We start from the raw sequence: 26,251 nt of genomic DNA, 5'->3' as shown, positions 1-26,251 counted from the left end.
CCGTCAACGGCGGGTCTGCTGCGGGGCGTCCGGGAGCCGAACCGACCGGGTCGGCTCCCGGGGCGAACGGTCCGGTGGTTGCCGGGTTGAACGGTCCGGTGACGTCCGGGGTTCCCGCGCCCGTCCCGCTGCTCCGCCCCTGTGCCGCACCCCGCTGCCCCACCCCACCCCACCGCATCTCTCCGACCGGCGACCCGGACCGAGTGACCCCTCGGACCGGAACTCGTTCCTTCAGGACCGCCGCGCGGGCCGCTCGCCGCCGGGCCGGTCCGCGCAGGGAGGGAACGGCGGGCCGGGGCCCGGCCCGGCGACCCGCCCCCTGCCCGCTCCACTCGGCCAGACCTCCCAGGGAAGGACTCCCTCTGTGGCAACGACAACCCCCACACGGGGTGCCGACAAGCCGTCCACCGGCGGCTCCGGTGCCATGTCGAAAAAGGCACCCAGCGCGTGGCGAACGCGCTTGTGGCGCTTCGACGACAAGGCGTCTCCGTACGCGTACATCGCCCCCTTCTTCCTAGTCTTCGGTGCCTTCGGGCTCTACCCGCTCCTCTACACCGGCTGGATCGCCCTGCACCGGGTGGAGATGACGAGCCTCGACCAGTCCGAGTGGGTCGGCTTCGAGAACTTCACCAAGATCCTCCAGGACTCCGAGTTCTGGACGGCCGTCTCCAACACCTTCGTCATCGGCGTCATCTCCACCGTCCCGCAGCTGCTGGTCGCGCTGGGCCTGGCCCACCTGCTCAACTACAAGCTGCGCGCCAGCACCTTCTGGCGCACGGTGATCCTCACCCCGTACGCCACCTCGGTGGCCACCGCCGCCCTCGTCTTCGCCCTGGTGTTCCGGGCCGACGGCGGCATCCTCAACTGGGTGCTGAGCTTCGTCGGCGTCGACAACATCGACTGGGGCAGCGGCGAGTGGACGTCCAAGATCGCGATCTCGGTCATCGTGATCTGGCGCTGGACCGGTTACAACGCCCTGATCTACCTGGCGGCCATGCAGGCCGTGCCGAGCGACCTGTACGAGGCGGCGTCGATCGACGGCGCTTCGCGCTGGCAGCAGTTCCGCAAGGTGACCGTTCCCTCGCTGCGGCCGACGATCCTGTTCACCGTCGTCATCTCGACGATCGGCTCCATGCAGCTGTTCGGTGAGCCGCTGCTGCTGGAGGGCGGCACGCTCGGTGCCGTCGGCGGCAGCGAGCACCAGTACGAGACGCTCAGCATCTACCTCTACAACTACGGCTGGAAGCTGGGGCACCTCGGTCCGGCCGCGGCGGTGGCCTGGGCCATGCTCGTCCTGCTGCTGCTCATCGCCCTGATCAACTGGATCGTCAGCCGGTTCATGCGCAAGAGCGCGGCGTGACGGGAGCGACTTCGATGACCACGACCAGCACCCCCACCAAGATGACCGCGCCGGGCCTGCCCCCGGCCCCGCTCTCCGACCCCGCCGGCAAGCGCCGCCGACTCCAGCTCGGCGCCGGCCAGCAGCTCAAGGGCGGCCCGTACACCTACCTCGCCCTGATCATCGTCGGCCTGGGCTCCCTCTTCCCGCTGTACTGGACGCTGGTGGCCGCCTCCCACGACCAGCAGCGGGTGCTCGACAGCCCGCCGCCGCTGATCCCCGGCGGCAATCTCTTCAGCAACCTGGAGGCGGCCTGGGAACAGGCCAACCTCGGCAAGGCCATCGTCAACAGCTTCATCGTGTCCGCCTCCATCACCGCGGCCACGCTGTTCTTCTGCACCCTGGCCGGCTACGCCTTCGCCAAGATGCGCTTCCGCGGCCGGGGAGCGCTGATGACCGCGGTCATCGCCACGCTCACGATCCCGCCGCAGCTCAGTGTCGTACCGCTGTTCATGATGATGTCGGACATCGGCTGGGGCGGAAAACTGGAGTCGGTGATCTTCCCGACCCTGGTCGGCGCCTTCGGCGTCTTCTTCATGCGCCAGTACTTGCTGGAGGCCCTGCCCTACGAGCTCATCGAGGCGGCCAAGATGGACGGCGCGAACAACCTGCGCATCGTCTGGAACGTGGTCCTGCCCGCGGCCCGGCCCGCCATGATGGTGCTCGGCATGCTCACCTTCGTCCAGGCGTGGAACGACTTCTTCTGGCCCTTCCTCGCGCTGAACCAGGAGAATCCGACGCTCCAGGTGGCTCTCGGCCAGCTCAGCGCCTCGTACACGCCCGACCAGAGCATCGTCATGGCCGGCGCGCTGATCAGCACGCTGCCGCTGCTGGTGGTCTTCGTGATCTTCGGCAAGCAGATCGTCGGCGGCATCATGGCGGGCGCGGTCAAGGGCTGACCCCTGCCGCCGAGTCGGCCAGCACTGGCAGGGCCCGCCGCGCAGGCGGGCCCTGCCAGTGCCACGGGCCTCGTACTCCCGGCCCCCCACCCCACGTCCCTCAGTCCCGTACGTCCCCACGTCCCTCACGTCCCTCACGTCATTTGGGAGCGTTCTCGCCATGACCGCTGTACGACCCGAGACCACTGCCCGGCCGGCCTCCGGCACCTCCTTCCCGGCGGACTTCGTCTGGGGCACCGCCACCGCCGCCTACCAGGTGGAGGGCGCCGCCGCCGAGGACGGCCGCACGGCCTCCATCTGGGACACCTTCAGCCACACCCCCGGCAAGATCCGCAACGGCGACACCGGCGACATCGCCGCCGACCACTACCACCGGTACCGCGACGACGTGGCCCTGATGAAGGACCTCGGCCTCAAGGCGTACCGGTTCTCGGTCTCCTGGTCCCGGGTGCAGCCCACCGGCCGGGGGCCCGCCGTCGAACGCGGCCTGGACTTCTACCGCCGGCTCACCGACGAACTGCTGGCGGCCGGCATCACCCCCGTCGCCACCCTCTACCACTGGGACCTGCCCCAGGAACTGGAGGACGCGGGCGGCTGGCCGCAGCGCGAGACCGCCGACCGGTTCGCCGACTACGCCGGCATCATGGCCCGCGCCCTCGGCGACCGGATCGGGGTGTGGACCACCCTCAACGAGCCCTGGTGCAGCGCCTTCCTCGGCTACGGCTCCGGCGTGCACGCCCCCGGCCGCACCGACCCGGCCGCCAGCCTGCGCGCCGCCCACCACCTCAACCTGGCGCACGGCAAGGCGATCGGCGCGCTGCGCGCGGACCTGCCGGCCACCGCGCAGACCTCCATCACCCTCAACCTCCACCAGGTGCGCCCGCTCACCGGCAGCGCCGAGGACGTCGAGGCGGCCCGCCGCATCGACGCGGTCGGCAACCGGGTCTTCACCGGGCCGCTGCTGGACGGCGCCTACCCCGCGGACCTGCTCGCCGACACCGCGCACATCGTCGACTGGGGGCAGCTGGTACGCGACGGCGACCTGGCCGAGATCTCCCGCCCCATCGACCTGCTCGGCGTCAACTACTACGCGCCGACCGTGGTCTCGATGCCGGCCGCCGGCACCGACCCCGCCGCCGGCACCAGGAACGACGGTCACGGCGCCAGCGACCACTCCCCGTGGACGGGCTCCGAGCACGTCTCCTTCCACCTCGCCAACGACGACCTCACGGCGATGAACTGGGCCATCGACCCCGAGGGACTGCACACTCTGCTGACCGGCCTGGCGAAGGCGTACCCGGACCTGCCGCTGATGGTCACCGAGAACGGCGCCGCCTTCGACGACTACATCTCCCCCGAGGGCGTGGTGAACGACCCGCAGCGGATCGCCTACCTGCACGCCCACCTGGACGCCGTGCGGCGGGCGGTGGCCGACGGCGCGGACGTCCGCGGCTACTTCCTGTGGTCCCTGCTGGACAACTTCGAGTGGTCCTACGGCTATTCGAAGCGCTTCGGCGCCGTCTACGTCGACTACGCCACCCAGCGCCGCGTCCCCAAGGCGAGCGCCCACTGGTACGCCGACGTGATCCGGCGCAACGCCCTGCCGGCGGCCGGCGCGGGACGGTAGCGGGGCGAGCGCGGCGGGCCGCGGCAGCGCACCGGCTCGCCACCCGCACGGCGCGTCGCGGCCCAGGTCGCCCCGGTAAGGTCAGACGACCCAGGCCGAGATCCCTGGGCTTCAGTCCGGCGAGCGAGTCGACCACGTCGAGTTCTGGCCCGGCAGCTGTGAAGGGAAGGTGGCGACCATGGTGGTCGGCGGGGGGCGGAGCAGCCGGGGCGTACGGCGGCCGACGCTGGAGGAGGTCGCCGCACGCGCCGGAGTCGGCCGCGGCACCGTCTCCCGGGTGATCAATGGCTCGCCCCGGGTGAGCGACGCGACCCGCGCGGCGGTCGAGGCGGCGGTCGCCGAACTCGGCTACGTCCCGAACACGGCCGCCCGCGCCCTGGCCGCCAACCGCACCGACGCGATCGCCCTGGTCGTCCCCGAACCGGAGACCCGGTTCTTCTCCGAGCCGTACTTCTCCGCCATCCTGCGCGGCGTCGGCTCCGAGCTGGCCGACACCGAGATGCAGCTGCTGCTGATCTTCGCGGGCAGCGACCGGGAGCGGCAGCGGCTCGCCCAGTACCTCGCCGCCCACCGGGTCGACGGCGTGCTGCTGGTCTCCGTGCACGCCGACGACCCGCTGCCCGACCTGCTCGCCCAGCTGGAGATCCCCGCCGTGATCAGCGGCCCGCGCTCCGCCACCGAGTCGCTCGCCTCGGTCGACTCCGACAACTACGGCGGCGCCCGCTCGGCCGTCGAGCACCTGATCTCCCGGGGCCGGTCCCAGATCGCCCACATCACCGGCCGCCTCGACGTCTACGGCGCCCAGCGGCGGGTCGACGGCTACCGCGACGCCCTGCGCGGGGCGGACCTGACGGTGGACGAACACCTCATCGAGGCGGGCGACTTCACCGAGGAGGGCGGCCGCCGCGCGATGACCGAGCTGCTGCGCCGCCGCCCTGGCCTGGACGCGGTGTTCTGCGGCTCCGACGTGACCGCGGCCGGCGCCCGCCAGGTGCTGCGCGAGGCCGGCCTGCGCATCCCCGAGGACGTCGCCCTGGTCGGCTACGACGACTCGGCCATCGCCCGCCACATGGACCCGCCGCTGACCAGCGTCCGCCAGCCCATCGTGGAGATGGGCCGGGCCATGATCGACCTGCTGCTCACCGAGATCGCCGACCGCCGCCCGGCCGCGGCCCGCGGACCGGAGCGGCAGCAGGCGGTACTGGCCACGCAGATGGTGGAGCGCAAGTCGTCCTGACCCCGGCGCGGCCCGCCGGGGTCAGCCCGGTCGGCCCGGTCAGCCCGGTCAGCGCGGTCAGGAGAAGACCCAGCGCTGCGCGGTGTACTCGTTCTCCCCGCAGGTCATCACCTGGAGCCGGGCGTCGTCACCGGCGCTCTGGCCGCCGTTCACGCCCAGGCACAGGTTGCTGACGAGATTGCGCAGCGCGTACGTGCCGCCCGCGCGCGGCTCCAGGTACCAGAGCTGGTTGTCCGCCCGGGTGGTGTTGCAGTGATACTCGGTCAGCTGGGTGCCCTTCGCGACACTGCCGTAGTTGGGCAGGTCGAAGCAGAGCCCGTCCTTGACGTTCTTGACGACGAACAGGCTCGCGCCGTCCGGGCCGCCGCTGGCGTCCGCCACGTTCAGGTTCCACTGCTGGTTGTCGGAGCCGCCGTCCCGGCAGATGTACTGCGTGACGGGACCGTCGGCCGACCCCTTGCCGTAGGCGGGCAGGTCGGCGCACTTGCCGGTCGAGGTGTTCTTCAGCAGGACGGCCGACTGACTGGAGGCGGCGTTGGCCAGCTCACGGGCGGTCGGCCCGGCCGCCTTCTTGGTCGTGGTCGTCGTCTTCTTTTTCTTCGCCTTCGCGGCCGCGGTGGTCTTCTCGGCGGCCGGTTCCTTCTCCTCGGTCGGCTCCTCGGCGCCCTGCGGCGCGGCCTGCACCCCGGCGGGCGACGGCGACTTCGACGCGGCGGCGGACTTCGACGCGCTGGGCGAGGGGGACTCGGCCGCGTAGTCGGCGGGCAACTCGTCACCGGCCGCCCCCGGGTCGAGCGTCGTACCACCGGCGGGCGCGGTGCTGACCGACCGGTCGTCGTCGTCCCCGAGCGCGGCCATCACCAGGAACGGTACGGAGATCAGCAGCGCGCCCGCGATGCCGGCCGCGGCCAGCAGGGGGCGCCGGGGGCGGCCCGAGGGCTGCTCGGCGGGCTCCGCGGCGGCCTTGTCGACGCCGGGGAGCGGGCTGGGGGCGGCCGCGGCGGCGGCCACGGCCACGGGGGCCTCGGCGGCCTGCCCGGCGACCGGCTCCTGCTCCTCCTGCCGCCCTTCTTCTGCCTTCTCTTCCTCCGCCTTTTTCTGCTCCCTCCTCTCCTCCCCCCTCTCCTCTGCCGTCTCCTTCTTCTCTTTCTTCTCCTTCTCTTTCTTCTCCTTCGCCTTCTTCCCTTCGGGGTGTTCCGTGCGGGGCGCGGGCTCCGGGGCCGGAACCGGGGGAGTGGCGGTGGTGGCGGGGACGCGTGGGGCGAGGGTGTCGCCGGGGTCCTGTCCGGGACCCGGTACGGCCACCGCCCGCCGGACGGCGACGGGGGACGCCGCCTCGGCGGAGGGCGGTTCGTTCTGACGTGGCATGAACACTGCTCCTTGTCGAAGGGTGGGAGGTGCGGTGTCAGGGCGCGCCGACCGGACCGGCGCACCGGTCCGGCCACGCACCCGTGCCGGGCGACGCGCGGTCCGCCAGGGCATGGTCCAGGCGGGCGAGCGCGGTCTCGTCCGCGTCCTCCAGCACGGTGGGCGCGGTGGGTACGTCGGGCAGCTGGCGCAGCAGGACCAGCGGCCCCGCGGCACCGGCCGCCCGGACGCCGAGGACCTTGAAGGCGGTGCCCGGCGCGAAGACGACCTCGTCGGGCGCGTCCGGCAGCTGCCCGACGCGGCGGCCGGTGATGGACCAGATCGCGAAGCCGACGCCCGCGAGCGGCTCCGTACGCCCCGGACCGAGCGGCAGCCCGCTCAGCGGCGCGGGGTCCCGCAGCACCTGCCCGGGCCGCAGCGCGTCGAGCCCGGCCGCGTCGCCGTGTCCGCGCAGCACGGCACCGCGGTACGCCGGCAGCCGGGCGAGTCCGGACGCCAGGCAGCCGGCGTACGGGAGGAGGCGTTCCGCGCCCGACCGCAGGGACTCCGTCAGCGCCCGGTGGCCCAGCGGCCCGTCGTCGTCCTGGAGGTACAGCCGTATGGCGATCAGGTCGGCCCGCGCCGCGCCGTGCTGCTCAAACCGCGCCCCGGCCAGCGCCCGGAAGGCGGCCCGCTCGGGGGCCGTGCTGCGGTGCCGGGGGGAGACCGGGACCGCCGGGAGGGGGTGGCCGGCGGCGGCTTCGGAGGCCGGGTCCGCCGATGGTTCGGGGGTCGTCGGGGCGGCGGGGGCGCCGGACGCCGAGCGGCTCCTCGGTATGGCCGGTAGGCGCGGCGCGTTCCGCGCGGTTCCGGTCACCGGCGCGGCCGGGGCGGACGCGGCCGAGGCCGTCGCCACCGGACCGGCGGAACCGGACACCGCGGTGCCCACGGAGACGCCGGACACCGGGGCCGGGCGCGGGGCGGGGGCAGGAGCCGTCGACCGGGTCGCGACCGGCGGTGGCGGCGCGTCACCGGTGCCACGGGCGGCCGGGGCAGCCGGGGCAGCCGGGCCGACTGGGGCACCCTCGGTACGCAAGGCGCCCGGCCCTCGCGTACCGCCCGCGCCGCCGCTCCCCGTACCGCCCGCTTCCGCGGCTGCCCCGCTCCCCGTACCGCCCGCTTCCGCGGCCGCCCCGCCCCGAGTCCCCGGCCGGCCCGCCGGTGCCGTGGTGAAGCGGATGACGCGCAGGGCGTGGTCGGCCGCCAGTGTGCGCAGGGCGAGGCCGCCGTCGGGCGGGGTGGCGTGGACGTGCAGGGTGGTGCGGGTGCGCAGGTCGGCCGGCAGGCGGCCGAGGAGGCGGGACAGTACCGGCCAGAGCGAGTCGTCGAGCCGGTCGCCGCTGAGGCCGAGCTCGACGGTCGGGCCCTCGGAGCTCACCGGGCGGGCGCTCCAGGGCGGCGGCGGACCGTCCCGGCGGTCCACCCACAGCCCGGCCCGGGTGACCGTGGCCCGCCACGTGTCGGACAGGAGGAGGACGCCGTCCTCGGGGCCCCGGGGGTCCGGCAGCGGCGAGGTCCAGCGCAGCAGCCGGGGGGCCGGCGCGGGCCCGGGGACGGCGGCGGTCAGGCCGTCGGGTCCGGGGGCCGGCCGGGCCGGGGCCGGCGGCAGGCACAGTACGGCGTCCACGAACGGCAGCCAGCGCGGCGCCCCGTCCGGCCCGACCAGCACGGACCGCACACCGTACGTGCCCAGCGGGCTGTCGGCGGCGAACAGCGGGACGCCGGTGGCGACCTCCACCTCGGCTTTCAGCTCCGTGGCCACCGCGCGGCCCAGCGGCAGCAGGTCGCGCCGCCCGCCCGGGGCGAGCCGGACCCCGGAGCGGACGGCGGCCGGCAGCGCGGCGAGCACCTCGGCCACCTCGCTCGCCAGGACGTCCTCGCCCCACGGCACCCCGACGATCACGGCGGGCCGCTTGGGGTCCACGGGTACGGCGTGGAACAGGTCACCGGGCCGGGCCGCGGTCGCCTCGGCGGGCCGGATCAGCAGACCGGCCGGTATCTGCTCCACCACGCAGCCGTCCGAGGTCCGCTCGGGCGCCCCGCGCAGCGCGGCCTGCCAGTGCGGGGCGGGGGTGCGGGGCCCGAGCGGCTCGGGCCGCTCGCCCGGCGCGAACCGCCACCAGCCGCCGTCCCCGGGCGGCACGAAGACGGAGCCGCCCGGCACCACGAGCACCGGCCCGTCGGGGGCCTCGACCGTCAGGCCCCAGGCGTCGGCGATCCGGCGGGCCGGGGCGGGCCGGTCCGGCCGGTCGAGTCCGGCGCCGGACAGCACCAGCCGCACGGACCGGGTGCCGGCCTCCCGCAGCGAGTCGAGCGACTCGCTCAGCCGGGACCAGAGCGCCGCCGACGCGTCCGCCCCGGCGGCCGCCACGATCGTGACGGTGTCCGGGCCGGCGGCGCGCAGGGCGCGGGCCAGGTCGGTGACGTCGGCGGCGAGCAGGGTGTCGTCCGTGGGCAGGCGCAGCAGGAGCAGGCCGTCGTGGTCCTCGACGAGGACCCGCGGCCCGGCCGGTTCCCCGGCGGCCGGGGCGGACCCGTCCCGGTGCTCCGGCGCCGCCCGGCCGGCCCGCCGCCGGGCCCGGCGGCCGCTCCAGAGGCTCACCTCGTCTCCCCCGCCAGCCTTCTTCCGACGCACCCGAACCTCATTCCAGTCCAGCCCCACAGCAATGGTCACTCAACCCGACCAACTGTGGACACTACTGGTTGCGATCGAGCGTCAGAACGGTGAACTGCTGTTCGTGCCCTCGGGGTTGGCGGCGAGGGGACAGAAGGGCAGCCGAACACGACGAAGCCCCTGGTCCGCGTCTCCGCGGACCAGGGGCTTCCCTGTCAGGGTGAGTGACGGGACTTGAACCCGCGACTTCCTGGACCACAACCAGGTGCTCTACCAGCTGAGCTACACCCACCATGACCGGTGCTGGGATTCCGTCTGGTTTCCCCGACCGGCCGAGAAAAAGTGTACAGGGTCCGAAGGGGTGCTCGCGCCCGCCTTACTCGGCGCGCACCACGTGCCTGGCCGCGATGGCCTTGGCGGTCTCGGAGTCGGGGCCGGGCTGGGGGACGAAGACGGCCTCGCGGTAGTAGCGCAGCTCGGCGATGGACTCGCGGATGTCGGCGAGCGCGCGGTGGTTGCCGTTCTTCTCCGGACTGTTGAAGTAGGCCCTCGGGTACCAGCGGCGGGCCAGCTCCTTGACCGAGGAGACGTCGACGATCCGGTAGTGGAGGTAGTCCTCCAGGGTCGGCATGTCCCGGAGCAGGAAGCCGCGGTCGGTGCCGACGGAGTTGCCGCACAGCGGGGCCTTGCCGGGCTCCTTGACGTGCTCCCGCACATACGCCAGGACCCGCGCCTCGGCGTCGGCCAGCGTCGTGCCGTGCTCCAGTTCGGTGAGCAGGCCGGAGGCGGTGTGCATCTGGCGCACCACGTCCGGCATGGTCTCAAGGGCCTGGTCCGGCGGGCGGATGACGATGTCGACGCCGTCGCCGAGGATGTTCAGCTCGGAGTCGGTGACGAGGGCGGCCACCTCGATGAGCGCGTCGTCGGACAGCGAGAGGCCGGTCATCTCGCAGTCGATCCACACCATGCGATCGTTCATGCGGACACCCTACGGCTGACGTCAGCTTTTCAGTCCCCCGGTGTCCGTGTGGGACTCGTGGGGGCTGCCGCCCCGGGGCGCCGGGCGGCTCCGGAGAGCCGCCCGGCGCCCCGGGCCGGGTCAGGGTGCGCTGCGCTGGCCCGGGAGGCTGGGACGGGGGCCCGCGTAGGCCTCGCGGTCGGGGTCGGCCGGGGCGTGGTGCGGGGCCGGGCGGCGGGTCTGGAACGGGACGCCGCCCTCCGGGTGCGGCGGGCCCGGGTGCGCCCCGGCCGCCTCGGCCGCGACCGGGGCCCGCTCACCGCTGTCCGCCGGGCGGTCGGTCCCCGGCCGGCGGGCGCGGTAGGCGGCCCGGTACGCCGCCGGGGAGGAGCCCAGCTGGCGGCGGAAGTGGCCGCGCAGCGCCACCGGCGAGCGGAAGCCGCAGCGGCCGGCCACCTCGTCCACCGAGTAGTCGGACGTCTCCAGCAGGCGCTGCGCCTGGAGCACCCGCTGGGTGATCAGCCACTGGAGCGGGGCCGAACCGGTCAGCGAGCGGAACCGGCGGTCGAAGGTGCGACGGCTCATGTACGCGCGCGCGGCGAGCGTCTCCACGTCGAACTGCTCGTGGAGGTGCTCCAGCGCCCAGGCGACGACCTCGGCGAGCGGGTCGGCGCCGATCTCCTCCGGTAAAGACCGGTCCAGATAGCGTTCCTGGCCGCCGCTGCGGCGCGGTGGCACCACCAGGCGCCGGGCCAGCGCGCCGGCCGCCTCGTTGCCGTGGTCGGTGCGCACGATGTGCAGGCACAGATCGATGCCGGCGGCGGTGCCGGCCGAGGTCAGCACGTCGCCGTCGTCGACGAACAGCTCGCGCGGGTCGACGTGCACCGACGGATAGCGCTTGGCGAGCGTCGGCGCGTACATCCAGTGGGTGGTGGCCGGGCGGCCGTCCAGCAGCCCGGCCGCGGCCAGCACGAACGCGCCGGTGCACAGGCCGACGATGCGCGCGCCCTCCTCGTGCGCCCGGCGCAGCGCGTCCAGCGCCTCCTCCGGCGGCGGTGAGGTGATCGACCGCCACGCGGGCACCACCACGGTGCCGGCCCGGGAGATCGCCTCCAGGCCCTGCGGCGCGGTCAGCTCCAGACCGCCCGTGGTCCTGAGCGGGCCGTCCTCACCGGCGCAGACCAGCAGCCGGTAGCGCGGTACGCCGGCGTCCTGCCGGTCGATACCGAACACCGACAGCGGTATGGAACTCTCGAAAATGGGGCCGCCGCTGAACAGCAGCACCGCGACGATCTCCTTGCGGCGTCGCCCGGAGAGTTTCCGGGACGCGGCTTCCGGCGCGGCAGTGGAGTCGTGGCTCATGCTGCTAAGCCCCCCTCGGTGGTCGCGGCGCCCTGATCCTTTCGGGTCTGTCGCTCCAACACGTTTCCCCTCGGTCCTGCACGAGTCCCCCGCCGTAGACAGTCAAGATCGAATCTACTGTGTCCCGTCGCGCCGGGATGGCCGGTTCGGCACTTGGGACATTGTCGACATGGCAACTTGGCGTGAAGCATTCGATCACGAAGCGTTGCACTCCCGGGCGCCACAGGGAAGTGCGCCTTGTGACGGTGGCCAATCCCCGTAGGGTGCACAGGGCCTCCGAGACCCTTTCCGTGCAGGTGGAACGGGGATTGGGGGGTGGTTCGGGGCGGAGATGCGCCATGCCTCGAAGTTGGCTGAAAAGAAGCGGGCGCGTGTACGGAAACCGGTCAGGCGACCGGTGTGCTTCCCCCGGTGTGCCGTCCGCCCCCGCGCGCCCCCGTTTCGGCGCCCGCGCCCGTCCCGTCGTCGGCGCCGGCCACCGGGCGGCGGGCCGACGGACGGCCGCGGTCCGGCGGTGCGGCCCGGGTCGGTGCCGGCGGCGTCCGCGGGGGAGGGGCCCCGCACCACAGGAGCACGACCGGAGCCAGGAGGCAACCGAACGCCGCACCGGCCCGGGCCAGTACTTCGGCCGAGCGTACGAGGGGCGTACGCGCGCGTGAATCCTGTGCGAACCGCCTGTACAGCGCAGCAACCATTGCGTAACGGGCGCCCCCTCGTGCATGCTCCGGGGAACCCCGGCGGGCAGCCCGCTGGGAACCGGGTGAAGGAGGCGTGCCGCCGTACCCTTGGGGGTATGGGGTTGGGAAGACGATTCCCGGACACTGATGCGCACCCCGCTCCGCCGCACCCTGTCGGCCCACATAAAGGATCACAACGCCGAGACAGCCATGGCCGGTCACGAATTCTTCGAACCCGCGGACCGCAAGCGGCCGGTCGCCGATCCGACGGCGGCCGATCCCCTGGCGGAGCCAGAGCCACGCCACGCGTGCGACCCCGCCTTCAAGCACGGCGTCGTCGTGGGCTTCGACGGCTCCACGTCCAGTGAACGCGCCCTCGCGTACGCCATCGGCATGGCGCTGCGCCAGGCACAGGGCCTGATCATCGTCCATGTGGCCAACCGGCTGCCCACCACGGTGTGGGCGGGCTGCGAGCCGCCCGTCTTCGTGGACGTGCCGGACCACCGCACCGAGGTGCTGGGCCTTGAGCTGGCCTGCGCGGACTATCTCGCCGAGGTGCCGTGGATCCTCGTCGAGCGGGGCGGCGACATCTGCCACGAACTCGAAGAGGTGGGGCGGGAGTACGAGGCCGACGCGATCGTCGTGGGCTCCACCCACGGGCTCGTCGGGCGGCTTTTCGGGTCGGTCGCGGGGCGGCTCGCGAAGCGGGCGCAGCGGCCTGTTGTGGTGATTCCCTGACAATGGGGTGGCCCCCTGCGTGTGTTGGGCACACGTGGGGGGCCACCCCATTGTCTTGCCCGTGCGGGCTCGTTGTGGCTGGTCGCGCAGTTCCCCGCGCCCCTGGGTCTCTACTCCACCGTCACCGACTTGGCGAGGTTGCGGGGCTTGTCGATGTCCCGGCCCAGGGCCAATGCCGTGTGGTATGCGAGCAGTTGCAGCGGGATGCCCATCAGGATGGGGTCCAGCTCGTCCTCGTTCTTCGGGACGACGACGGTGTGGTCGGCCTTCTCCTGGTGCTGGTGGGCGACGGCGAGTATCCGGCCGCTGCGGGCCTTGATCTCCTCCATCGCGGCGCGGTTCTTCTCCAGCAGGTCGTCGTCGGGGACGATCGCGACGGTGGGCAGGGCCGGCTCGATCAGGGCCAGCGGGCCGTGCTTCAGCTCGGAGGCCGGGTACGCCTCGGCGTGGATGTAGGAGACCTCCTTGAGCTTCAACGACGCCTCGCGGGCCACCGGGTAGCCCCGTACCCGGCCGATGAAGAGCATCGAGCGGGCCTCGGCGTACTCGGCGGCCAGCTTCTTGATCTCCTCCTCCCGCTCCAGCATCTCGGAGATCTGCGCGGGCAGCTTGCGCAGGCCCTCGATGATCCGCTTGCCGTCGCGCACCGAGAGGTCGCGGGTGCGGCCCAGGTGCAGGGCGAGCAGTGCGAAGGCGACCGTGGTGTTGGTGAAGCACTTGGTGGAGACGACGCAGACCTCGGGCCCCGCGTGCACGTACATGCCGCCGTCCGCCTCGCGGGCGATGGCCGAACCGACCACGTTGACGATGCCGAGCACCCGGGCGCCCTTGCGCTTCAGCTCCTGCACGGCGGCCAGCACGTCGTACGTCTCACCGGACTGGGAGACGGCGACGTAGAGGGTGTCGGGGTCGACGACGGCGTTGCGGTAGCGGAACTCCGAGGCGGGCTCGGCGTCGGCGGGGATGCGGGCCAGCTCCTCGATCATCTGGGCGCCGATCATGCCCGCGTGGTACGAGGTGCCGCAGCCGAGGATCTTGACCCGGCGGATCCGGCGGGCCTCGCGGGCGTCCAGGTTGAGGCCGCCGAGGTGCACGGTGGAGAAGCGGTCGTCGATCCGGCCGCGCAGCACGCGGTCGACCGCCTCGGCCTGCTCGTGGATCTCCTTGTGCATGTAGGTGTCGTGGCCGCCCATGTCGTAGGAGGCGGCCTCCCACTCCACGGTGGTCGGCTCGGAGGTGGTGCGGGTGCCCTCGGAGGTGTACGTGCGGAACTCGTCGGCCTTGAGGGTGGCCATCTCGCCGTCGTCGAGGGTGACTATCTGCCGGGTGTGGGCGACCAGCGCGGCGATGTCGGAGGCGACGAACATCTCCTTCTCGCCGATGCCGAGGACGACCGGGGAGCCGTTGCGGGCCACCACGATGCGGTCGGGGAAGTCGGCGTGCACGACGGCGATGCCGTAGGTGCCCTCGATCAGCCGGAGGGTCTCGCGGACCCGGTCCTCCAGCTTCTCGGCCGCCGAGCGGGCGATGAGGTGGACCAGGACCTCGGTGTCGGTCTCGGAGAGGAACTCGACGCCGTCCGCCTCCAGTTTGCGGCGCAGGTCGGCGGCGTTGTCGATGATGCCGTTGTGCACGACGGCGACCTTGTGGTCGCCCGACAGGTGCGGGTGGGCGTTGGCGTCGGAGGGGGCGCCGTGGGTGGCCCAGCGGGTGTGGGCGATGCCGGTGGTGCCCTTGAAGCGCGCCGGGACCTTGGCCTCCAGGTCCCGGACCCGGCCCTTGGCCTTGACCATCTTCAGACCGGCCGCCTTGGGGGCGGTGACGACGATGCCCGCCGAGTCGTAGCCCCGGTACTCCAGGCGCTGGAGGCCCTCCAGGAGCAGGGGTGCCACATCACGCTTGCCGATGTAACCGACAATTCCGCACATAAATACGCTGTCCCTCAGCCGTAGACAATGCGGCGCAGCTGGCGGAGCGTCAGCTCCGGTGGTGCGACCGCCCGGTATGCGAGTTCCGCCTTGACCCGTTCGAAGATCGTCGCGTTCACCAGGCCCTGGGCCTGGAGCTCGCGGTGGCGGCGACGGACGTACTCCTCGGTCGTCTCGTCGAAGTAGGCGAGCACGTCCTGGACCACACGCAGCGCCTCGCCCCGGTTGAGGGGCGTGGACCGCGTCAGATGATCAACGAGTTCGTCGTGCACCCGGTAGATCCTGGGGGACGAAAGGCGCCTGTGCAAGAAACCTGCCCGAATTCGGGCAAGAGCCTGTTGAAACTCTCATGGGAGGCTGTTTGCCGCCTGTCCATCCTGTGGCCGAAATTTTGTTGCCTCGGGAGACGAGTTTCAGACGTCATGGACATACCTCGTATGGGCGTACCCGAGCAGCTGGCCACGCGGATGAGCATGGCCGAGCAGCACGAATACCTGCGTGCCAAGTTCTCCCGCCGCACGCTGGTGCGGGGCGGCGCGGTCACGCTCGGTGCCGTCGTCGGCGGCACCTATGTGGCGGGCGGCGCCGCCCAGGCCGCCACGCCGGCCTCGTCGCAGGCGAGCACCGAGACCGTCGACGGCGCCCTGGTCGCCCCCTTCGGCCGGCACCTCGCCTACGGCACCGACCCGCGCACCGAGATGACCGTCTCCTGGCAGGTGCCGGTCGCCGTCAAGAAGCCGTTCATCCGGATCGGCGCCCACCCCTGGGACCTCTCCCGCAAGATCGACGCCGAGGTCCGCGCGCTGTACACCCCGGCCGGGGTCGGCACCAGCGGCGACTACACCCAGTACTACCTGCACGCCAAGCTCACCCACCTCAAGCCGGGCCGGACCTACTACTATGGTGTCGGCCACGCCGGCTTCGACCCGGCCGAGGCGCACCTGGCCGGCACCCTCGGCACCTTCACCACCGCCCCGTCCAAGGCGGAGCCGTTCACCTTCACCGCCTTCGGCGACCAGGGCGTCAGCTACCACGGCCTGGCCAACGACGCCCTGATCCTGGCCCAGAACCCGGCCTTCCACCTGCACGCCGGCGACATCGCCTACGGCGACCCGGCCGGCCAGGGCAAGACCTCCGACACCGGCTTCGACTCCCGGGTCTGGGACCAGTTCCTGTACCAGACCGAGTCGGTCGCCAAGCAGGTCCCATGGATGGTCGCGTACGGCAACCACGACATGGAAGCCTGGTACTCGCCCAACGGCTACGGCGGCGAGAACGCCCGCTGGGAACTGCCCGACAACGGCCCCGACCAGGACAACCTGCCGGGCGTCTACACCTTCACGCACGGCAACACCGCGGTCATCTCACTGGACGCCAACGACATCTCCTTCGAGATCCCGGCCAACCTCGGCATCTCCGGCGGCACCCAGACGACGTGGCTGGAGCGGAAGCTGAAGGCGTACCGGGCCGACAAGGACATCGACTTCATCGTCGTCTTCTTCCACCACTGCGCCTACTGCACCTCCACCGCGCACGCCTCCGAGGGCGGGGTGCGCAACGAGTGGGTGCCGCTGTTCGAGAAGTACACCGTCGACCTGGTCATCAACGGCCACAACCACGTCTACGAGCGCACCGACGTCATCAAGGGCGGCGAGGTGGTCAAGAAGCTCCCCATCGGCGGCACCGCCTACCCCGAGACCGAGGGCGTCGTCTACGTCACCGCGGGCGCGGCCGGCAAGAGCCTGTACGCGTTCAGCGCCGACGAGTCCTACGAGGGCAACGTCAAGGACAACGAGTCCGTCGCGTCGTTCATCTGCGTCGACGGCGGCAAGCAGAGCGAGACCGTCGCCTGGTCGCGGGTGCGCTACCTGGACTACTCCTTCCTGCGGGTCGACGTCACCCCGGCCGCCAAGGGCCGCACCGCCACCCTGAAGGTCCGCGGCATCGCCGAGACCGGCGAGCAGGTCGACCACTTCACGGTGGCCCGCAAGGCCAAGTAGCCCCCGGGTCAGAGCCGTTTGAGTACGGCCGCCTTGGCCAGCGCGAACTCGTCGTCGGTCAGGGTGCCGTCGCGGTGCAGTTCGCCCAGCTCCCGCAGCCGCCGCAGCAGCGCGTCGTGATCGTCCTCGACCGCGACCGCGGCGGCTGCGGCCGTGGACCGGGGGCCGGAATCAGCCGGGCTCCCGACCGGGCGGGCCGCCGCCGGGTGCGGCAGGCGGGCCTGCACGGCGGCGGCCACCAGGGCCATCAGCGGGTCCTTCTTGAACCCCCACAGCTCGATGGAGTTCGGGTCGTACTTGGGCGGCGCCTTGGTCGGCGTGCCGCGCACCGTGAACCGCAGATGGCCGTTGTCCAGACCGATCGACGGCAGCCACTGCACGGCGGTGATGTCGGCCAGCGCCAGCACCCGGGTGCCCGCCGCGACCTTGGCGTCCTCCGTCTTCCAGTTCCACTCCAGCCGCACCCGGGCGCCGTCGAAGCTCGCGGAGCCGTCCCCGGCGGAGACGGAGAGCGGCACCGCCGGACCCGGCAGCAGGTACTCGCCGACCGGATCGCCGGGCACCTCGTCCAGCAGCAGCGCGCCGCGCACCTCGTCGGTGAAGTACTCGGCCACGCCGTAGCGGTCGGCCTCGACGATCAGCTGGTACGGGTCGTGCGGCTCGGTGAGCCGGCCGCCGGTGGCGTGCAGCAGCGGGTCGGCGCCGTCGCGCAGCCGCAGCCGCAGCCGGCCGGCCTTCTTGCCCTGCTCGAACGAGATCCCGGCCAACGCGCCGAGCGGTACGACGAGTTCGCCCAGTTCCCTGCGGAGCAGGCCGACGTTCCGGTCCCGGCCGGGGGTCAGGCGCAGGGCGTCCCCGTCGAAGGCCCAGGTGCCGTCCTTCTGGATGATTTCCGCCATACGGGGATTGTCTCCCGGTGGGTGCCCCGCCGGGAGGGCGCCGGTTCAGACGGCCGCCGCGGCCGTCCCGAGAAACTGCTCCCGGGTGCAGAAGGTGAGCAGGGAGGTGCGCTCGGACCGTTCGCCGGGCAGTTCCGGGGTGACGACGCGCCGGACCGCCGGGTCCCTGAAGAGGCGGGCCAGGGCGGCGCCGAGGAGCAGGCCGCGCACCGGGGCCAGGGCGGGCGCGGGCAGCAGCCGCATGCCGAGGTCGCCGGGCTCGGCCTCGTACACGCCGGCCGGGTCGTAGGTCACCATCAGGAAGGCGGGCCGGCCGGCCCGCAGGGCGAGCAGCGGCCGGTGGTGTTCGTCGGCGGCCATCCGCATGCAGGCCCGCTCGACCTCCACCAGTTTCGCGTCCGGCCTGAGCCAGCAGGCGGCGGCCCGGGGGTGGGTGACCCAGCGGTGCACGAGGGCGGCGTCCCGCAGCGGGTCCAGGGCACGGAAGACGAAGGGCACTTCAGCTCGCGCGGACAAGTCGCTCTCCCAGGTAGCGCTCGGCGTGGCCGGCGATCAGATCGAATACGGCGGTGAGGTCGGCCGGGGTGGCCGCGGGGTCGAGCAGGGTGAGCCGCAGGTAGTGCCGGCCGGCCACCTCGGCGCCCGCCACCACCGGGTCACCGGCGGCGAACAGGGCTTTGCGGGCGTACAGGTTGGCCCGGTCGATCCGGGCCGGGGCGGTCACGGCCGCCGGGATGTAGCGGAAGACCAGCGTGGACGTGGTGGGTTCGGCGACCACGTCGAAGCGGGGGTCGGCGGCGAGCAGTTTCCAGCCCTCGGCGGCCAGGTCGCACACCTCGTCGAAGAGCTGTCCGACGCCGTCGGTGCCCAGTACTCGCAGCGTCCGCCAGAGGTGGAGGACGTCGGGGACAGCGGGGCGGCCGGCGGGGTGCGCGGCGGAGTGCCGCAGCAGGGCCGCGTCCCGGACCAGCAGGGCGGCCGGGCCGGCCGGCTGGAAGAAGGCCGTGCCGTAGTCGACGGCGACCGAGTCGGCCTGTTCGACGCCGGTCAGCCGGTCCCGGTATTTCGCGGAGGCGAACAGTCCGCAGCCGTGGCCGGCGTCCACGTGCAGCCACGCGCCGTACCGCGCGCACAGCGCGGCCGTCTCCGGCAGCGGGTCGATGGAGCCGAGGTCGGGGGTGCCGGCGGTGGCGACGACGGCCAGCGGGACCTGGCCCGCGCCGAGGCAGCGCGCCAACTCGCGGTCCAGGGCCACGGTGTGCATCCGGTGCCGGCGGTCGACGGGGACCGGCACGACGGTGCCCGGTCCGAGGCCGAGCGCGCGGGCCGCTTTCCGGACGCCGAAGTGGGTGGCCTCGCCGACGAAGACGCGGAGTCTGTCCGCGGCCTCCGGGGCCGTCCGGGTACGGGCCAGCAGCAGGGCCTGGCGGGTGGACTCGGTGCCGTCGGAGGTGAACAGCCCGCCGGCGAGGGGGCCGAGGCCGGCCCGGGCGGCCGTCCAGTCGATCAGTTTCCGCATGTGGGGGCACTTTCGGGGAGGGACTGACTTCTGACTTAGGTAAGGCTAACCTAACCAACTCTCCTCACTCTGGCAACAGCCGGCCGCAAACGCTTCGAGCCGCCTCGTCCACGCGGGACGGGCGGCTCGAACAGGGGCGTGCGGGGCGTACGGAAGAGGTGGGGCGGGGTCAGCTGACCTGCTTGGCCTGCTCGATGGCCGCGGCGAGGTTGGTGAGCAGCGGCGTGCACTTGTCGTAGGACAGGATCGGCTCGGGGGAGCGCGCGATGACCTGGCCGGCCTTGACCGCGGGCAGCTTCTTCCAGGTGCCCTCGGTGATGTCGGCGGGCTGGATGGTCGAGGAACGGTCGTCCATGATGATCACGTCGGCCGGGTACTTGTCGACGTTCTCCCAGCTCAGCGACTCGAACCAGCCGCCGGTCGCCTTCTTCGCGGACTCCGGGGGCTCGACGAAGTTCACCCCGAGGGCCTTGAAGTACTCCAGGTCGACCGAGAGGTTGGTGCCGGAGACGTAGAACAGGTCGGGGCTCGCGGACCCGGCCAGCACCTTGATCTCGGGGCGGGCCTTGGCGGCCTTGCGCAGCCGCTCGGCGGCGGCCTCGAAGTCCTTCTTCGCCTGGACGGTCTTGGCGGCCGTCATGTCCGCGCCCAGTGACTCGGCCAGCTCCCACATGCGCTGGAGCGGCTTGGTGAGCTGCCGGTCGAAGACCGAGACGGCGACGCTCTGCGCCAGCTTGGCGATCTTGTCCTTGGACTCCTCCGGGACCGACCACAGGGTGCCCGCGTCGTCGAACGTGGTGGTGATCAGCACCTCGGGGGCGAGGGCGGCGTACTTCTCGACGTTGAACTTGCCCCAGGCGTTGCCGAGTACGGTCACCTTGCTGACGTCCATGTCGCCGGCCTGGACGTCGGCCTTGCCGTCCTTCGTCGTCGTCGGACCGAAGACGCCCTTGACCTGGACGCCGTAGTCGTAGAGGGCGGCGGCCACACCGGTGAAGGCGACGATGTTCGTGGGCACCTGGTCGAGCTTCACCGTGGTGCCGCGGTCGTCCTTGAACGACCAGGGGCCGGACTTGCCGGTGTCCGTCCCGTCCGCCGAGCCACTGTCTTTGTCGTCGCTCCCGCAGGCCGTGAGCGCGGCCCCGAGGCCGAGGGCGCCGCCGGCCGCGAGGATGCCGCGGCGGGTCAGGAAGGTGGCTCTGGCGTTGGACATGGCGTGGCTGCTTTCGAACGGAGCGGAGGGTCCGCCGATCACTCGAACGGACATTTCGAAGGCAGGGTAGCCTAACCTCAGCTCACCAGTCCCAGCTCCCGGGCGATCAGCATCCGCTGCACCTCGCTGGTGCCCTCGCCGATTTCCAGGATCTTGGCGTCCCGCCACATCCGGGCCACCGGGTACTCGTTCATGAACCCGTAGCCGCCGTGGATCTGGGTGGCGTCCCGGGCGTTGTCCACCGCGACGGTCGACGAGTACAGCTTCGCCAGCGCCGCCTCCTTCTTGAACGGTTCGCCCGCCACCAGCCGGGAGGCCGCGTCCCGCCAGGCGAGGCGGGCGGTGTGCGCCTTCATCTCCATGTCCGCGATCTTGAACTGGATGGCCTGGTTGGCGCCGATCGGCCGCCCGAAGGCGTGCCGCTCCTTGGCGTACTTCACCGACTCGTCCACACAGCCCTGCGCGAGGCCGGTCGCCAGTGCCGCGATCGCGATCCGGCCCTCGTCCAGGACGCGCAGGAACTGGGCGTAGCCCCGGCCCTCCTGGCCCAGCAGGTTGGCGGCCGGCACCCGCACGTCGTCGAAGGACAGCTCCCGGGTGTCGGAGGCGTTCCAGCCGACCTTGGAGTAGGGCGGGGCGACGGTGAAGCCGGGGGTGCCCGCCGGCACGACGACCGAGGAGATGCGCGGCGCGCCGTCCGGTGCCCGGCCGGTCACCGCGGTGACCGTGACCAGGCCGGTGATGTCCGTACCGGAGTTGGTGATGAAGCACTTGGTGCCGTTGATCACCCACTCGCCGGCCGTCTCGTCCAGCCGGGCCGTGGTCCGGGTGGCGCCCGCGTCCGAGCCGCCGTCCGGCTCGGTCAGCCCGAAGGCGCCCAGCATCTCGCCGGAGCACAGCCTCGGCAGCCAGGTCCGCTTCTGCTCCTCGGTGCCGAAGAGGTGGATCGGCATCGCGCCCAGCGAGACGCCCGCCTCCAGGGTGATGGCCACCGAGGAGTCCACCCGGGCCAGTTCCTCCAGGACGACGCCGAGGGCGAGGTAGTCGCCGCCCATCCCGCCGTACTCCTCGGGGAAGGGCAGCCCGAACAGGCCCATCCGGGCCATCTCGCGGACGATCTCGTACGGGAACTCGTGCCGCTCGTAGAAGTCGCCGATCTTGGGGGCCACGACGTCGTGGGCGAACTCCTCGACGGTGGCGCGCAGTTCGTCCAGTTCGGGGGAGAGCCGGTGGTCCATGCTGATCACTGGTCCTTGTGGGAGAGAGCGCGGACGGTACGCGACGGACTGGGCCGGTTCAGGTGGGCGGCCATCCAGACGCTGGTGGCGACGAGCCGGTCGAGGTCGACGCCGGTCTCGATGCCGAGGCCGCGCAGCATCCACACCAGGTCCTCGGTGGCGAGGTTGCCGGTGGCGGACTTGGCGAACGGGCAGCCGCCGAGGCCGCCCGCCGAGGCGTCCACGGTGCTGACGCCCCGCTGGAGCGCGGCAAGGGTGTTGGCCAGGGCCTGGCCGTAGGTGTCGTGGAAGTGGACGCCGAGGGCCGCTACGGGGATGCCCTGGGCGGTCAGTTCGTCCAGCAGGGCGGTGACGTGCCCGGGGGTGGCGACCCCGATGGTGTCGCCGAGGCTCAGTTCGTCGCAGCCGAGGTCGAGCAGTGCCCGGCAGACCCGGACCACCTGCGGCACCGGGACGGCGCCCTCCCAGGGGTCGCCGAAGCACATCGACAGGTAGCCGCGCACGTGCCCGCCGGCGGCCTTGGCGCGGGCCACCACCGGCGCGAACATGGCCAGCGACTCGTCCACCGTGCGGTTGAGGTTGGCCTTGGCGAACGCCTCGGTGGCACTGGCGAAGACGGCGACCCGGCGGGCTCCGAGGGCGAGCGCCCGGTCCAGCCCGCGTTCGTTGGGGACCAGTACGGGCAGCGCGACCGGGAGGGCGGCGACCTGCGGGAACAGCTCCTCGGCGTCCGCGAGTCGCGGCACCAGCTCGGGGCGCACGAAGCTGGTCGCCTCGATGGTGGTCAGCCCCGACTCGGCCAGCCGGCGCACGAAGTCGGCCTTGACGGCGGTCGGGACGGTCACCGGCTCGTTCTGGAGGCCGTCGCGGGGGCCGACCTCGTGGACGCGGACGCGGGCGGGCAGACCGGGCAGCGGTACCTGCATGGGGAGGGTCACGGTGTCTCCTGCGCGGGGGCGATGACGGCCAGCACCTGGTCCATGGCGACCGTCGTGCCGGGGGCGACGTCGAGTTCGGTGACCGTGCCGGCGTGCGGGGCGGAGATGACGTGCTCCATCTTCATCGCCTCGACCACCAGCAGGCTCTGGCCGGCGGCCACCTCGTCGCCGACGGCGGCCTTGACCACCGTCACCGTGCCCGGCATCGGCGCGGTCAGCGAGTCGGCGCCGGCCCGCGCGGCGCGGGTCAGGGAGGCGGCGACCGGGTCGTGGTCCCGCACCTGCCAGGCGGCGCCGTCCCGGCCGAGCCAGTCGCCGGCCCGGTGGAAGGTGTGGCGGACGCCGTCCAGGGTGACGGTGACGGTGTGGTCGGTGACGGTGCGGGTGCCGCGCGGGGTGTGCGTGACGGGTTCAAGTCCGGTCACGCGCAGGGGAAAGGCGATCGGCTGCGGCGCTCCGCCCAGCCGCCACCCGTTCGGCACCGCGAACGGGTCCGTCCAGCCGTCGCCCTTCGGCGTCAGCGCGTCCAGCCGGACGGCCGCCGCCGCCTCGTACACCTCCTCCGGTACGCCGGCGGGGACCAGGCTCGCCACCTCGCGCTCCACCAGCCCGGTGTCCAGCCTGCCCGCCACCACGTCCGGGTGGGCCAGCAGCCGGCGCAGGAACGCGGCGTTGGTCGGCACGCCCAGCGTCACCGTCCGCGCGAGCGCGGCGCGCAGCCTGCGCAACGCCGTCTCCCGGTCCGGGCCGTACGCGATCACCTTGGCCAGCATCGGGTCGTACCGGCTGCCCACCTCGGTGCCCTCGGTCAGCCCGGAGTCGGTGCGCACCCCGGCGCCGTGCGGTTCGCGCAGCCGCAGCACCGTGCCGCCGGTCGGCAGGAAGCCCCGGGATGGGTCCTCGGCGCTGAGCCGGGCCTCGACCGCGTGCCCGGTGAGCCGGATGTCCTGCTGGGCGAAGGCCAGCCGCTCGCCGGCCGCGACCCGCAGTTGCCACTCCACCAGATCGAGTCCGGTGACGAACTCCGTGACCGGGTGTTCCACCTGGAGGCGGGTGTTCATCTCCATGAAGCAGTACGCGGCCGGGTCGGCGCCGGGGACGATGAACTCCACCGTGCCCGCGCCCCGGTAGCCGCAGGAGCGGGCCGCCCGCACCGCCGCCGCGCCCATCGCGGCCCGCGTCCGCTCGTCAAGGAGCACACTGGGCGCCTCCTCGACGATCTTCTGGTGCCGGCGTTGCAGCGAGCACTCGCGCTCGCCCAGGTGCACGACACCCCCGTGCCCGTCGGCCAGCACCTGGATCTCGATGTGCCGGGGCCGGTCGATCCACCGCTCCACCAGCAGCGTGTCGTCGCCGAAGGAGGCGCGGGCCTCGCGGCGGGCCGCGGCGATCTCCTCGTCCAGCGCCGCCAGGTCCCGCACCAGCCGCATGCCCTTGCCGCCGCCGCCCGCCGACGGCTTGAGCAGCACGGGCGCGCCCAGCGCGCGGGCCGCGTCGGCCAGGTCGGGGTCGCGGCCGCCGGGGACCACCGGCACCCCGGCCGCCGCCACCGTCTCCTTGGCCCGGATCTTGTCGCCCATCAGCGCGATGGCGTCGGCGGGCGGCCCGACGAAGACCAGCCCGGCGGCTTCGCAGGCCCGCGCGAACTCCGCGTTCTCCGCGAGGAAGCCGTACCCCGGGTGGACCGCCTCGGCGCCGGTGCGCTCGGCGGCCGCCAGCAGCCGCGGGATGCTCAGATAGCTCTCGGCGGCCGGTGCCGGACCGATCCGTACCGCCGTGTCCGCCTCCCGGACGTGCCGGGCGCCGGCGTCGGCGTCGGAGAAGACGGCCACCGAGCGCACGCCCAGCGCGCGCAGCGTCCGGATGACGCGGACGGCGATCTCGCCCCGGTTGGCCACCAGCACGGTGTCGAACATGACGTGTCCCCCTCTCACATCCGGAAGATGCCGAACCGGGGCTCGGCCGGCGGCGCGCCCGCGCACGCGGTCAGGGCCAGCCCCAGTACCTGCCGGGTCTCCAGCGGGTCGATGACCCCGTCGTCCCACAGCCGGGCGGTGGCGTAGTAGGCGTTGCCCTGCCGCTCGTACTGGTCGCGCACCGGGGCCTTGAACGCCTCCTCCGCCTCGGCCGGCCAGTCCTCGCCGCGCGCCGCCAGCTGGTCCCGCTTGACGGTGGCCAGCACCGACGCGGCCTGTTCGCCGCCCATCACGGAGATCTTGGCGCCGGGCCACATCCACAGGAAGCGGGGCGAGTAGGCCCGGCCGCACATCGAGTAGTTCCCGGCGCCGTACGAGCCGCCGATGACGACCGTCAGCTTCGGCACCCGCGTACAGGCGACGGCGGTGACCATCTTGGCGCCGTGCTTGGCGATGCCGCCCGCCTCGTAGTCCTTGCCGACCATGAACCCGGAGATGTTCTGCAGGAAGAGGAGCGGGATGCCGCGCTGGTCGCACAGTTCGATGAAGTGGGCGCCCTTCTGGGCGGACTCGGAGAACAGGATGCCGTTGTTGGCGACGATGCCGACCGGGTGGCCGTGCAGGTGGGCGAAGCCGGTGACCAGGGTCTGGCCGAACTCCGCCTTGAACTCCGCGAAGCGGGAGCCGTCCACCAGGCGCGCGATCACCTCGCGCACGTCGTAGGGGGTGCGGGAGTCGGCGGGGACGACGCCGTACAGCCCGTACGGGTCCGCCTTCGGTTCGACGACCGGGCGCACCTCCCAGGGGGGCGCGGCGCGCGCGGGCAGGGTGTCGACGATGGTCCGCACGATGCGCAGGGCGTGCGCGTCGTCCTCGGCGAGGTGGTCGGCGACGCCCGACACCCGGGCGTGCACCTCGCCGCCGCCCAGCTCCTCGGCGCTGACGACCTCGCCGGTGGCGGCCTTCACCAGCGGCGGGCCGCCCAGGAAGATCGTGCCCTGGCCGCGGACGATGACCGCCTCGTCGCTCATCGCCGGGACGTACGCCCCGCCCGCCGTGCACGAGCCGAGGACGGCGGCGATCTGCGGGACGCCCGCGCCGGACATCCGGGCCTGGTTGTAGAAGATCCGGCCGAAGTGCTCCCGGTCCGGGAAGACCTCGTCCTGCATCGGCAGGAACGCGCCGCCCGAGTCCACCAGGTACAGACACGGCAGCCGGTTCTCCAGGGCCACCTCCTGGGCGCGCAGGTGCTTCTTCACCGTCATCGGGTAGTACGTGCCGCCCTTGACGGTGGCGTCGTTGGCGACGATCACGCACTCCCGGCCGGCGACCCGGCCGATCCCGGCGATCACCCCGGCGGCCGGGGCCTGGCCGTCGTACATCCCGTCCGCCGCCAGCGGCGCCAGCTCCAGGAACGGGGAGCCGGCGTCGAGCAGCCGGTCCACGCGCTCGCGCGGCAGCAGCTTGCCGCGCGCGGTGTGCCGGGCGCGCGCCCGCTCGCCGCCGCCGAGGCGGGCCGCCGCCAGTTTGCTCCGCAGCTCCTCGACCAGGGCGCGCTGCGCCGCGTCGTTGGCCTGGAAGACCTCCGACGCGGGGTCGGCCGCGCTCGTCAGCTCCGGCGCCTCGGGCATCTCGCGCTCCTTTTGTTAATGAGCGTTAACGCGTATGTCCCACAGGTTAAC

At 72.8% G+C, this 26,251-nt stretch carries 19 protein-coding genes, 1 tRNA gene and 1 pseudogene; 6 read left to right on the top strand and 15 right to left on the bottom strand.

The window, feature by feature from the left end; genetic code table 11:
* Nucleotides 1-424: 424 nt before the first annotated feature.
* From AB0G32_RS07190 to AB0G32_RS07175, 4 genes are all read left to right on the top strand, one after another.
* A complete protein-coding gene (locus AB0G32_RS07190) occupies nucleotides 425-1,360 on the top strand; it encodes a sugar ABC transporter permease (protein WP_361159955.1) in 936 nt (311 codons plus the stop codon).
* A 14-nt stretch (nucleotides 1,361-1,374) separates the two neighbouring features.
* Complete coding sequence (locus tag AB0G32_RS07185; protein ID WP_361159371.1) at nucleotides 1,375-2,298, top strand: carbohydrate ABC transporter permease; 924 nt, start codon at nucleotides 1,375-1,377, stop codon at nucleotides 2,296-2,298.
* A gap of 160 nt (nucleotides 2,299-2,458) precedes the next feature.
* On the top strand, nucleotides 2,459-3,925 hold the full coding sequence (locus AB0G32_RS07180) for a GH1 family beta-glucosidase (RefSeq protein ID WP_361159368.1): 1,467 nt from the start codon (nucleotides 2,459-2,461) through the stop codon (nucleotides 3,923-3,925).
* Nucleotides 3,926-4,103: 178 nt separating this feature from the next.
* Entirely contained in the window at nucleotides 4,104-5,162 is a 1,059-nt protein-coding gene (locus AB0G32_RS07175; RefSeq protein ID WP_361159365.1) for a LacI family DNA-binding transcriptional regulator, read from the top strand.
* A 57-nt stretch (nucleotides 5,163-5,219) separates the two neighbouring features.
* Here AB0G32_RS07175 and AB0G32_RS07170 read toward each other — a convergent pair whose 3' ends face one another.
* From AB0G32_RS07170 to AB0G32_RS07150, 5 genes are all read right to left on the bottom strand, one after another.
* Complete coding sequence (locus AB0G32_RS07170) at nucleotides 5,220-6,530, bottom strand: RICIN domain-containing protein (RefSeq protein WP_361159362.1); 1,311 nt, start codon at nucleotides 6,528-6,530, stop codon at nucleotides 5,220-5,222.
* 37 nt (nucleotides 6,531-6,567) lie between these two features.
* Complete coding sequence (locus tag AB0G32_RS07165; RefSeq protein ID WP_361159359.1) at nucleotides 6,568-9,171, bottom strand: hypothetical protein; 2,604 nt, start codon at nucleotides 9,169-9,171, stop codon at nucleotides 6,568-6,570.
* A 231-nt stretch (nucleotides 9,172-9,402) separates the two neighbouring features.
* Nucleotides 9,403-9,475: transfer RNA gene (locus tag AB0G32_RS07160), tRNA-His, on the bottom strand.
* Nucleotides 9,476-9,559: 84 nt separating this feature from the next.
* A complete protein-coding gene (orn, locus tag AB0G32_RS07155; protein ID WP_361159356.1) occupies nucleotides 9,560-10,162 on the bottom strand; it encodes an oligoribonuclease in 603 nt (200 codons plus the stop codon).
* Between the two features lie 120 nt (nucleotides 10,163-10,282).
* Nucleotides 10,283-11,503: a helix-turn-helix domain-containing protein gene (locus tag AB0G32_RS07150; protein ID WP_361159353.1), complete on the bottom strand. Its 1,221-nt coding sequence runs from the start codon at nucleotides 11,501-11,503 to the stop codon at nucleotides 10,283-10,285.
* Between the two features lie 887 nt (nucleotides 11,504-12,390).
* On the opposite strand from AB0G32_RS07150, the gene AB0G32_RS07145 reads away from it, so the two are divergent.
* Complete coding sequence (locus tag AB0G32_RS07145) at nucleotides 12,391-12,918, top strand: universal stress protein (RefSeq protein WP_361159953.1); 528 nt, start codon at nucleotides 12,391-12,393, stop codon at nucleotides 12,916-12,918.
* Nucleotides 12,919-13,028: 110 nt separating this feature from the next.
* Here the strand turns inward: AB0G32_RS07145 and glmS are convergent, their stop codons facing one another.
* Both glmS and AB0G32_RS07135 read right to left on the bottom strand, forming a co-directional pair.
* A complete protein-coding gene (glmS, locus tag AB0G32_RS07140) occupies nucleotides 13,029-14,846 on the bottom strand; it encodes a glutamine--fructose-6-phosphate transaminase (isomerizing) (RefSeq protein WP_361159350.1) in 1,818 nt (605 codons plus the stop codon).
* A 14-nt stretch (nucleotides 14,847-14,860) separates the two neighbouring features.
* Nucleotides 14,861-15,118 (bottom strand): hypothetical protein, encoded by a 258-nt coding sequence (locus AB0G32_RS07135; protein WP_361159348.1) that lies wholly within the window; start codon nucleotides 15,116-15,118, stop codon nucleotides 14,861-14,863.
* Between the two features lie 165 nt (nucleotides 15,119-15,283).
* Here AB0G32_RS07135 and AB0G32_RS07130 point away from each other — a divergent pair, with 165 nt between their 5' ends.
* Nucleotides 15,284-16,846, top strand: coding sequence for a metallophosphoesterase family protein (locus AB0G32_RS07130; RefSeq protein WP_361159950.1), 1,563 nt, complete (start codon nucleotides 15,284-15,286; stop codon nucleotides 16,844-16,846).
* 8 nt (nucleotides 16,847-16,854) lie between these two features.
* Here AB0G32_RS07130 and AB0G32_RS07125 read toward each other — a convergent pair whose 3' ends face one another.
* The 8 genes and pseudogenes from AB0G32_RS07125 to AB0G32_RS07090 all read right to left on the bottom strand — a co-directional run bounded on the left by AB0G32_RS07125 (nucleotide 16,855) and on the right by AB0G32_RS07090 (nucleotide 26,200).
* Entirely contained in the window at nucleotides 16,855-17,745 is an 891-nt protein-coding gene (locus AB0G32_RS07125; RefSeq protein ID WP_361159345.1) for a DUF4429 domain-containing protein, read from the bottom strand.
* A 45-nt stretch (nucleotides 17,746-17,790) separates the two neighbouring features.
* Nucleotides 17,791-18,261, bottom strand: coding sequence for a GNAT family N-acetyltransferase (locus AB0G32_RS07120; protein WP_361159341.1), 471 nt, complete (start codon nucleotides 18,259-18,261; stop codon nucleotides 17,791-17,793).
* Nucleotides 18,245-19,261 (bottom strand): annotated as a pseudogene (locus tag AB0G32_RS07115) (pyridoxal-dependent decarboxylase); the annotation flags it as partial. The gene AB0G32_RS07120 and the pseudogene AB0G32_RS07115, both read right to left, overlap by 17 nt.
* A gap of 172 nt (nucleotides 19,262-19,433) precedes the next feature.
* A complete protein-coding gene (locus AB0G32_RS07110; RefSeq protein WP_361159338.1) occupies nucleotides 19,434-20,477 on the bottom strand; it encodes an ABC transporter substrate-binding protein in 1,044 nt (347 codons plus the stop codon).
* Nucleotides 20,478-20,554: 77 nt separating this feature from the next.
* Entirely contained in the window at nucleotides 20,555-21,715 is a 1,161-nt protein-coding gene (locus AB0G32_RS07105; RefSeq protein WP_361159335.1) for an acyl-CoA dehydrogenase family protein, read from the bottom strand.
* Between the two features lie 5 nt (nucleotides 21,716-21,720).
* Nucleotides 21,721-22,641: a hydroxymethylglutaryl-CoA lyase gene (locus AB0G32_RS07100; RefSeq protein ID WP_361159948.1), complete on the bottom strand. Its 921-nt coding sequence runs from the start codon at nucleotides 22,639-22,641 to the stop codon at nucleotides 21,721-21,723.
* Nucleotides 22,642-22,649: 8 nt separating this feature from the next.
* Entirely contained in the window at nucleotides 22,650-24,569 is a 1,920-nt protein-coding gene (locus AB0G32_RS07095) for a biotin carboxylase N-terminal domain-containing protein (protein ID WP_361159332.1), read from the bottom strand.
* Between the two features lie 14 nt (nucleotides 24,570-24,583).
* Nucleotides 24,584-26,200 (bottom strand): carboxyl transferase domain-containing protein, encoded by a 1,617-nt coding sequence (locus AB0G32_RS07090; RefSeq protein ID WP_361159329.1) that lies wholly within the window; start codon nucleotides 26,198-26,200, stop codon nucleotides 24,584-24,586.
* Nucleotides 26,201-26,251 lie beyond the last annotated feature (51 nt).

This window comes from Streptomyces sp. NPDC023723, assembly GCF_040639815.1.
In the GTDB taxonomy this organism is placed as follows: Bacteria; Actinomycetota; Actinomycetes; order Streptomycetales; family Streptomycetaceae; genus Streptomyces.
The sequence above is the reverse complement of the archived record's forward strand: the minus strand, read 5'-3'. Positions and strand labels throughout refer to the sequence as shown.